14 protein-coding genes are annotated in these 8514 nt (G+C 34.6%); all 14 read right to left on the bottom strand.

Annotation, left to right across the window (positions count from 1 at the left end):
* Window positions 1-49: 49 nt before the first annotated feature.
* The 14 genes from Q5O30_RS00215 to Q5O30_RS00150 all read right to left on the bottom strand — a co-directional run bounded on the left by Q5O30_RS00215 (window position 50) and on the right by Q5O30_RS00150 (window position 8081).
* A complete protein-coding gene (locus tag Q5O30_RS00215; RefSeq protein WP_021951761.1) occupies window positions 50-361 on the bottom strand; it encodes a hypothetical protein in 312 nt (103 codons plus the stop codon).
* A 74-nt stretch (window positions 362-435) separates the two neighbouring features.
* The gene (locus Q5O30_RS00210; protein ID WP_021951760.1) at window positions 436-942 is read right to left on the bottom strand and encodes a hypothetical protein; all 507 of its coding nucleotides are present in this window, start codon (window positions 940-942) and stop codon (window positions 436-438) included.
* 51 nt (window positions 943-993) lie between these two features.
* Entirely contained in the window at window positions 994-1200 is a 207-nt protein-coding gene (locus Q5O30_RS00205) for a hypothetical protein (RefSeq protein WP_021951759.1), read from the bottom strand.
* Window positions 1201-1220: 20 nt separating this feature from the next.
* Entirely contained in the window at window positions 1221-1826 is a 606-nt protein-coding gene (locus Q5O30_RS00200; RefSeq protein ID WP_021951758.1) for a hypothetical protein, read from the bottom strand.
* A gap of 11 nt (window positions 1827-1837) precedes the next feature.
* Entirely contained in the window at window positions 1838-2116 is a 279-nt protein-coding gene (locus tag Q5O30_RS00195) for a hypothetical protein (protein WP_302674482.1), read from the bottom strand.
* Window positions 2117-2164: 48 nt separating this feature from the next.
* Window positions 2165-2734: a hypothetical protein gene (locus tag Q5O30_RS00190; protein ID WP_021951756.1), complete on the bottom strand. Its 570-nt coding sequence runs from the start codon at window positions 2732-2734 to the stop codon at window positions 2165-2167.
* Complete coding sequence (locus Q5O30_RS00185) at window positions 2721-3788, bottom strand: hypothetical protein (RefSeq protein WP_021951755.1); 1068 nt, start codon at window positions 3786-3788, stop codon at window positions 2721-2723. The genes Q5O30_RS00190 and Q5O30_RS00185 overlap by 14 nt, the downstream gene beginning before the upstream one ends.
* Before the next feature lies 1 nt (window position 3789).
* Window positions 3790-4125 carry a hypothetical protein gene (locus tag Q5O30_RS00180; RefSeq protein ID WP_021951754.1) on the bottom strand — a complete coding sequence of 112 codons (336 nt, stop codon included), beginning with the start codon at window positions 4123-4125 and terminating at the stop codon, window positions 3790-3792.
* Window positions 4126-4188: 63 nt separating this feature from the next.
* Window positions 4189-4380: a hypothetical protein gene (locus tag Q5O30_RS00175; RefSeq protein WP_302674481.1), complete on the bottom strand. Its 192-nt coding sequence runs from the start codon at window positions 4378-4380 to the stop codon at window positions 4189-4191.
* An 81-nt stretch (window positions 4381-4461) separates the two neighbouring features.
* Window positions 4462-4890 carry a hypothetical protein gene (locus Q5O30_RS00170; protein ID WP_302674480.1) on the bottom strand — a complete coding sequence of 143 codons (429 nt, stop codon included), beginning with the start codon at window positions 4888-4890 and terminating at the stop codon, window positions 4462-4464.
* A 519-nt stretch (window positions 4891-5409) separates the two neighbouring features.
* Window positions 5410-6189, bottom strand: a complete 780-nt coding sequence (locus Q5O30_RS00165) for an endonuclease/exonuclease/phosphatase family protein (protein ID WP_021951752.1) — start codon at window positions 6187-6189, stop codon at window positions 5410-5412.
* A complete protein-coding gene (locus tag Q5O30_RS00160; protein ID WP_021951751.1) occupies window positions 6186-7415 on the bottom strand; it encodes a WYL domain-containing protein in 1230 nt (409 codons plus the stop codon). The genes Q5O30_RS00165 and Q5O30_RS00160 overlap by 4 nt, the downstream gene beginning before the upstream one ends.
* Before the next feature lie 44 nt (window positions 7416-7459).
* Window positions 7460-7867, bottom strand: a complete 408-nt coding sequence (locus Q5O30_RS00155; protein ID WP_021951750.1) for a hypothetical protein — start codon at window positions 7865-7867, stop codon at window positions 7460-7462.
* 28 nt (window positions 7868-7895) lie between these two features.
* Window positions 7896-8081: a hypothetical protein gene (locus Q5O30_RS00150; protein ID WP_021951749.1), complete on the bottom strand. Its 186-nt coding sequence runs from the start codon at window positions 8079-8081 to the stop codon at window positions 7896-7898.
* Window positions 8082-8514 lie beyond the last annotated feature (433 nt).

The raw sequence follows: 8514 nt of genomic DNA, 5'->3' as shown, positions 1-8514 counted from the left end.
ATCTGTTTGTCTGTTGCATAACTATATCTCCATAATCTTAATTCCTTTTTTATATTGCCTTTACTCTATCTTTATTTGTATTAAATGGGCGTAAGTAAGTTTGTTTTGAAATTAAGATTGTATAAAGATGAGCAGAATCATGATGTCCTATTAACGAAACATAACCCTTTATACCATACTGCCAATACTTTTGCATTTCTGCAATTCCCTCAAGATACATAGTTTCTTCCTGTTCTCTATACAGTGGAGCAAATGTCATTGCATGTGCAAGAAGATATTTCTCTGAACCAATATCGATTTCAATATGCAAAGGCAGATCCATAATCTGGTCTTGCGTTGTAGGTGATATCAGCTTAATCATTTCATCAAATTTTTAGTGAATTATGAATATCTCCAATAACATAAGTTGCCATTACTTAGAATCTCCTTCTCGTTTCAGTCTAGCTCTTTTCGTTCCACTTCCCTAAATCTGTCATCCATAGCAATATACTCAAACATCGCAACTCTTTGCGATGTAGAAACCGACACCCGCTTCTGCTCTTCATTCCACCATGCAACTGCCCTATCATAGGCTTCCCTTGCTGTCTTTTTGCTTACATATATTCCAAGCCACTCGTCGGCATCATGATTCCATTCATCTGCTGTAACAAGGAGAAAGAACGGTCCCTTCCCATAAACAGATTCCTTATCAAACTCTGCCCATAGCAATTCAGGTTCTACTTCTACAAATATTTCATTGTCCTGATTGAATTCTTCTATCGTAAGCTTTGTACAAGGATTATTGAGATAAAAATCATATTGTTGAAATCCATGCTCATCTGCAGGATTACTAATCACGCGTTCATATGAAGCTTTCAACTTCGATATATCATCATATATTCCAATGATTTCATCTCCATCATAATACCCCGGAAAATATAATAAAAATAATCTATTCTCCATAACAAATCCACCTTCCATTTTTGTACTCTATTTTTAATCCGCTTACTGAAATCAATTGCTTTTTTCTTTGCCGTTATGCTCTACAATTATGTGCATTATTTCTCTATTATGCTTTACACCAGCTTTAGGAATACTATATCTGCATGCTATATCCACGGATACATCCGCAACCTTCCCGCAAAATACTTCCTCTGTATCAGTCTTTACCACAATTTGTGTATTACCATCCCAATTTTCCAAAAACTCAGACAAATTCATAATAATAACCATCCTTCGCTCTAAAATATTCCATATATAGTTTTTCCATTTATTTCAATATCCGTCCTCGCTGTATTTGACAACACAATTACCATCCGCTTATTCAAGCATAAATCAAATTTTCTTTTTTCCAACACTTTTGCGATATTTTTATCGCTTTCTTCTAAATTATCCTCCATGCCTATACCATACACAAACATGTCGTCATAACTAGCTGGAATTTCATTTCGATATTCGTATAATCTGTATGACCAGTCTTCTCTATTAACAACAGCAAAATTTCGCCCTATCTGTAAATAAGGCTTTATATCTTTGAACAAAAGAACATCTTCTGCCTTTCTTTCTACCTCACGTGAATTTTCATGAAGAACAATCTCAATCGCAGGTTCTATCGTATCATCGTTTGTTGAAACAATTACTCCGTCTAAATCCTTTTGAGATGTGTATATATCCTTAGAAAATTCAACATCTGCCATTCCCACACCATAAAGATATAAGTCATTGTATTTTTCAGCCGGTATGTCCGAAATCATCAGATAATCGTGATAATGACCATCTTCAAAACATATGGATAACCTGATATTTCTTGCCAAATACTTTCTAAGTTCTTTAAACTGAATTGCCATAATCTATTGTCTCACTTTCTCTTATAAAGTTTTTCCCATAATTCCCCCTCTATGTTCCGCCAAGATTCCGCTCTCCATATTGGTTCTCCCCAAAATCTATAATCCCAAATATGCCATGATTCATTTTCTTTGCGATAATCATTGGATTTACCCGAATATGCATTTTCAAGATTATCTTTTCCCGAACGACGTATTTTCTTATTCGCTACTCTCTTGGCAAATTTCGTTTTGCCACCGACTTTGTATACTGGTGTATGCTTATAACTTCTGCTCATTGTTAAATCTTTCACTCCCAACGACAATCTCTTCTAATGTCCTTGGTTCATAATTCATAAGTGCTATTCCTCCCACTTTGGCAAAACAGTATATCTGCCACTATAATAGCCTTCCAAAAGTTTTTCCTTCAAATCATCATGCCATGCTCTCATTGTAGATTGTAGATAGTATATTTCGCCTCTGCCATTTTCATCAATCTCTAATATGTTGCCCGTCGTTACATCCATGTGAAAGATGATTTTCTTTTCATTTCCACCGTAATATTCGATAGTTAGATATTTATCAGCATCTTTTGCAAACACCATAACACAATTCAAAAGAATAGCTATGAGACGATACTCAGGATTCCACCATAATTCTTTTATGTTTATTGTTGTTTCTTCTATAGGTAACCATGCCAGTACATTATCAAGTTCAATTACTCCTCCTCGGCTTTGCCTAAAACTTCCAGCCTTTCCATTTTCAGTGCTCCATAATCCGGTGTCCCAACAACCAGCGGATAAATGGCCATTCTTCTCTATAATTAAGCAAACCTCAAAATCCTGGGGAAGCATATCTTTTATGAAATGAAATCCTGTTAATGTTATTTCTCCTGGCTTATTTGATATAGCAAATGCCTCATTTATATCCATAATTATCTTCTCCTTTGTTTTTTTTATCTGACCTATTTTCACGCAGTTCCGCACTTGTCATAGGTCTGCGGTGTGATTGTACAAACATCACAGCTCTCTTTATCCCACTAACCATATTTATTTCCTGCTGTGAATATTCACCATAGTCTGTGACAATATCTACATTTTCTGGATCCTGCAAAACTTCTTCCAACACACTATCAAATCCATGGGCATGATCCAACTGACCATTACGCACGAAATGATATATTAACCCTGTTCCAGAGAACTCCGCCGCAATATAATCAACAGCTCCTCTTTCAAAACCATATCCCATCTGCACACACCAAATACCAGAAGTATCATCATAAACCGGGATATATTCACTAAGATATCTCTGCTCTAATAAATCATCTGAACCACCTGCATATTCAGGTTTGTTATCAGCATTAATCCTATGACTATTTTTACTGTATAAATTCGTGAGATATTTAAGATATGCAATTCTCTCATCTTTTTCGTTCAAGGACATACGCTCAATATATATCGGATTAATATGCTTATGTTCAAACTCTCCCTGATATGCTACTCCATCAAACTTAATATCTACGCAAACCTGAACATCAGAATAATCTCCTCTGAGATTTTTATAAAGTTCATAATCATCGTCAAAATAACCTAAGATTATTCCTATCTTCTCGTTAAACATAGTTGTATTCCAGTTACCATAGAGACTTCTTACAATGTCACCATGCCGGAAGTTGTGTGGTATAAATATGAAGTCAGACAATGATTCACTATAAGGTATATTCCCTGATGCAATATTACTTTCATTGTAATATTGCTTGTCTTCCATAATCTGTGATATCGCCTTTAATATCCTATTCCTTAATACATCATCAGTTATTTCGTCCATAAACTGTTTTAACCACTTTACCTTTTCCTCATATGAAATCATAATGTGATTTGCAACTATTGTAGCCTTTTCTATATCTGTAAATTCGTGGTGAATACTATGTAGATAAGCTCTTGTATCTTTCGATGTGATAAACTCATCAATAAAATCCTTTTCCATTCTAGACCTCCAAATAATTATAGGAGTATGTAAAAACAAAAAGACATTTATTTCTATACTCTTTTAGAAGATTCACTATATATTTGCTAGTCAAAGTATAATCTACCGGATCACAACCAAACTTTTCTGTAAGATCAAGAACTACCACTCCTCCGTAATTCCCCTCAATTATGTCGTTAAGATGATTTTGTACAAGATACACATCAGGTTCTATCTCGCTGATTACTTCCAGGCGTTGGCTACTTATACGCTTTGCCCTTATTAAGCTCTGCATAAGTGTTTCCGTCATATCTTTTACAGCCTCAATACTATGACCGCATACCACATAATGAACCATATTTCCCTTGAAGACAGATGCATTTTCATGTTCTTCAATATTAATAAGCTCATCAATAAATGCCTAATCATATATAGCACTCTTGCAAATATTTTTGTCCGGAACAATTCTCTCCTTGAAATCGAAGTGAAATGATTTCGTTTCACTATTGTAGTAGTTGTAAATCCATAAGTTTGATGTGTCTACGAATCTGTTAGTTAAATTCACGAAATCCCTTCTTCTTGCTTCCAAAAGAAAGTCAAGTGCCTGATACATGGTAATTTCACAAGGTACAGTTTTTATTCTGTTTACTGAATTTTGGTGCCAATATTGATTTTAAACCTACATTTTCACATTTCATACGTTCTTCACCTCTATGTTTTCTTCATCTCTTTTAACGCTATTCGTGTTATGTAAATTTACAAATTTATCTTTATATATGTCTTCTACAAAAAATACTGGTAATTTTCCACGATATGTCTGATATAATACATCCTCTGAAATCTGTATATAACGTTTTCCCACTGGTGTATCTATTTTTTGCATATAATCTACTACAATAGAATTTTTCATTTTATCATTGATTTTCCCACAGATAATACAATAGCTGTTAAGTGATGTATGAATTTTATTTTCTTCCCAATTCCATTTATATCTAATTAGACATTCTTCATATTGATGCCTGTGTTTTGACTTCTTATTTGCTTTAGATATATCATTTTCTTTCCGTTTGAGATATTTGGGTATTTCTAAATCTGAACTAAATTTTTGTTCCAATTCTTTCACCTTCCTCTGTCACCAATCCGACTAAAACCAAAAACAGAAACGTCTTTTAAAATTGAACTCTCAAATATACCCTCGGTCACCCGAGGACCTCAAAAATACCTTTGCTGCTACAAATGTCAGCACAGAATATCTTGTCGAGGTATAGCAACTTGTCATTAGTACTCATAATTGTTCTCCAATTTTTTTATCTGCTCTACTTCAATTTGGGCTGCATCGACCAAATCAATTGCTTTTTTATACGTATCCTTTTACCCGATAATTTTTGACCACATCCGGATACTGGTTCTCTTTATCATAAACTCCAAAACAACTGCCCCTTTCTGTTTTTTACCTTGAGATTTTACTATATCAATTGGTTTATAAATCTACTCAAATCGTTTCTTTCAGAAATATCAAAAACAAAACTTTATCTCTCTTTCAATTCTCGTTTTACACCTGATACCCGATTCTGAGTAGCATATTTTGTTAAGCGTTCCAAATACAATAGTGGCATCTGTTGTATTTGAAGGAAATGGCTCTCTAAAACTTCTTATCCAATTCCACTATAATTGGATAATGATCGGACAATGTTGACAATGTTTTATTATCATCAATAAAAACGTTTTTTATATTCAGTCTAAAAAGCACTGTATTTTTTATTAAAAAATGATCTATTGAAGATCCTGTTATATGATTTGTTACACCACCTCCAGAAATATCCGTGTAGCCATATACATTAATCAGCTTTCGATACTGTTGTCTTTCACACTCACGTTCTTCATCCCATCTATTCTTGATTACGTAATCTCCTGAATTAAAGTCTCCCAAAATTAAGTCCGGTCTATCGGCTTCTCCCATTCCGTGCAATAAAGGCAATAATACAGATGAACTAGGTAAATGAATTCCAAGTATTCTAAATTCTTTTAACAATTCAATATACTTATTTAAATACCCATCTTTAAATGATGTTTTACAATCATCACCATCTGTCTTTTTCCATACACTTTTCTGCTTAGGAACCACAGCTACTGTTACATTTAGTCCCTTTTTGTACGGTTCTATAACTGTTAGATTATTCTTCTCAAATAAAGATATCCAGTTACTATACTCATCACAACCCCATTGAATACTACCATTATACTCATAATAGGGGAACTCCTGCAATACTGCCACATCATCTTCATTTGATATTAATTTAACCAAATATCCAATGATTTCTTCAGCCATATTTTTTCGATATTCGGTGTCTTTATCTTTCTTTTTTTCATACCAGTCCCATACCCCATCAAATCTATTTATATTCCATGTTATTATCTTCATTGGTCATACTCCTCATACTTTTCCAATGCTTTTTTCAATGTTTCTTTAATCTTATTTCTATAGGATTTCTCGCCTTTTTTCTCTCTGTCAAGAACTTCTACACATCCGCTATATTGCAATACCCAAAAAGTAAAACTATTGAGATTTACTTTGAGTTCTATATCATAATACTTGTTTTCGTCCGCATCGTATCCTACAACCTTAAAGCGATCTGAGAACCAATCCACAACCTGTGTGAATTGATCTGTATCTATACGTATTCTTACTCTCTCAACCTTACCTGTGAACATATACGGATTTTCCATTCTATATTCAAATAGATCATTTAATTCTAAAAGTCCGACCTCCTCTTTTGTAACAGCTTTCGCTCGATTAATTGTAACGTCTGTCATCAAATCAATTCTGTACAGCTTATATTTCAAGTCTGTACGTCTTTCCGTTTCCAGATCAGCTCCCAACATATAGTAGCGTCCATTAGAAAATATAATATCAAATGGTGAACAAATCCTGTGTACATCCTCTCTATACTTCTCCGGTGTCTCTGGCAGCACCTTTCCATATCTTCCATATGGTACCAGCCTTACCTTCTGATTTCCATAATCATACACGCACAGATTAAATTTTATCTTTTTCCCCTGCTTAATCGCCTGTCTGATTAACCGAACTTGCTGTAAGACGCGACTTTCTATATAACCAACTTTTTCATCTATATCATCATCTCCAACAAAATACGGCTGATTCCCCATACGGTGACGATAATTCGTCAAATCAGAAAATCTCTTGCCAGCCAGAAATGTAATCCTATTTGCAAGATTATCTGCCTCTTTCTTGGTCAAGATTTTGCTATTAAGTACTGAATCCATCAGAAACATCCATTCCGTGTCAGATAATGTTTCCATCATCCAGTATCCAATCGCCCTTCCTTTCTGCCCTTTTTTAATAAATATGATTTCTCGCTCAGTCACTCGACATTCTCTTATAATTTCGTCGCATTCTTCTTCCGTTTCATAGACTCTTGCACCCATTCTATCCAAAAACCCCTCAATTGCCTTGCGCTCTATTTTAGATTTAGATTTATCTTTTTCCTTTACATATCCCATCGCTTTTACATGTTTGATAATCTCTGCTTTTCCTATTGGATTTTCTCTACTTGCATATTCTCGCAAAATCTCACGTATAATATCATCATTACTACGTTCTCCAAATTCTTTTTCTGGTCGTGGCATAAAACCGTTCCTTTCTATTTTTTTGTGCTATAAGGTTATACATCTTAATCTTGACTAACTTTATATATTGCTGCATGCCTTGATCTTGTTCTACATATTTCCCCATTTGCATCTCTGCAATACTCCACATCTTTACGTTCTTTAAAATATTTAGCAATCCCTCTTCCTACTGCACTCCGAACAGCTGGTGTTCCAATACTTCGAAAACTTTCAAAATCAAGTAAGGTAAATGTACCTCCCACTTTTTTTACTTTTTCGTCATCTTTAAGGAATTGATCTATCTCTTCAATTAAATTGTGCAATGCTTTCTGATAATCTTCCTTATCTTCTCTTATTCCAAAATGATCTTTTAATATTTGATCAGCAAGCTCGCATGGTTTCATCTGTTTATCCAAAGCTTCTTTGCATAATCTTTCACTTAACATCGGAGACATATATATCTGTAATCTCATAGCTATAACTCCTATCTTAATCACTCTACTAAATATTATAGTAGAGTGCCCATACATTGTCAATAAGAATTCGCTTTCCTTGTCCAATAATATCAACATCTATATCATCCTGTTGTAATGTTACAGGCTTAAATTCCTGCACTAATAATTCACTCTCTGACTCATAATTCTTCGAATACTTCTCTCTCTCATACTCATCATATGACGGAAGCATTCTCTCAAAGTATTCCAGCGTTTTTTTTCCTGCTCTATGTGTCTTTTTTCTGCCTCAAGCCTACGTTTTCGCCCCTGTTCTGCTTCCATCTCTTTCCGTTCTTTTTCCCTGCGAGCTTCCTCATCGGCATAGAGCTTAGCAAGTAATTCATCTATCCTTTTCTTGTATTCTGCATCCTTCCGCTCCTTCTCCCATGGAGATTCCGATATAGCAGGGTGTAACGGATCTGATGTTTTATCATAATAGTTGACACTTTATTCTCGCATATGATTATATATAATACGAGATAAAGGAGGTGCTTTTATAGCACGAAATCAGAAACATTATGACACAACATCATTCCGAAGGAAATCTACTTACAGGTTCAAGAAGAGTTGGTCCGCAGGCGAGTAGTTAAAACCAGTGCCAATGGCAAAAAACGAAGCTATAGCTG

Origin of the sequence: Eubacterium sp. CAG:161, assembly GCF_000432355.1 — a bacterium.
GTDB classification, from domain to species: Bacteria; Bacillota; Clostridia; order Lachnospirales; family Lachnospiraceae; genus Eubacterium_G; species Eubacterium_G segne.
The sequence above is the reverse complement of the archived record's forward strand: the minus strand, read 5'-3'. Positions and strand labels throughout refer to the sequence as shown.

What these genes read in the sequence shown, in the direction of transcription:
- Q5O30_RS00215 (WP_021951761.1), bottom strand. Translation starts at nt 361, where the DNA reads ATGATTAAGCTGATATCACCTACAACGCAAGACCAGATTATGGATCTG.
- Q5O30_RS00210 (WP_021951760.1), bottom strand. Translation starts at nt 942, where the DNA reads ATGGAGAATAGATTATTTTTATTATATTTTCCGGGGTATTATGATGGA.
- Q5O30_RS00205 (WP_021951759.1), bottom strand. Translation starts at nt 1,200, where the DNA reads ATGAATTTGTCTGAGTTTTTGGAAAATTGGGATGGTAATACACAAATT.
- Q5O30_RS00200 (WP_021951758.1), bottom strand. Translation starts at nt 1,826, where the DNA reads ATGGCAATTCAGTTTAAAGAACTTAGAAAGTATTTGGCAAGAAATATC.
- Q5O30_RS00190 (WP_021951756.1), bottom strand. Translation starts at nt 2,734, where the DNA reads ATGGATATAAATGAGGCATTTGCTATATCAAATAAGCCAGGAGAAATA.
- Q5O30_RS00185 (WP_021951755.1), bottom strand. Translation starts at nt 3,788, where the DNA reads ATGGAAAAGGATTTTATTGATGAGTTTATCACATCGAAAGATACAAGA.
- Q5O30_RS00180 (WP_021951754.1), bottom strand. Translation starts at nt 4,125, where the DNA reads ATGGTTCATTATGTGGTATGCGGTCATAGTATTGAGGCTGTAAAAGAT.
- Q5O30_RS00175 (WP_302674481.1), bottom strand. Translation starts at nt 4,380, where the DNA reads ATGTATCAGGCACTTGACTTTCTTTTGGAAGCAAGAAGAAGGGATTTC.
- Q5O30_RS00165 (WP_021951752.1), bottom strand. Translation starts at nt 6,189, where the DNA reads ATGAAGATAATAACATGGAATATAAATAGATTTGATGGGGTATGGGAC.
- Q5O30_RS00160 (WP_021951751.1), bottom strand. Translation starts at nt 7,415, where the DNA reads ATGCCACGACCAGAAAAAGAATTTGGAGAACGTAGTAATGATGATATT.
- Q5O30_RS00155 (WP_021951750.1), bottom strand. Translation starts at nt 7,867, where the DNA reads ATGAGATTACAGATATATATGTCTCCGATGTTAAGTGAAAGATTATGC.
- Q5O30_RS00150 (WP_021951749.1), bottom strand. Translation starts at nt 8,081, where the DNA reads ATGCTTCCGTCATATGATGAGTATGAGAGAGAGAAGTATTCGAAGAAT.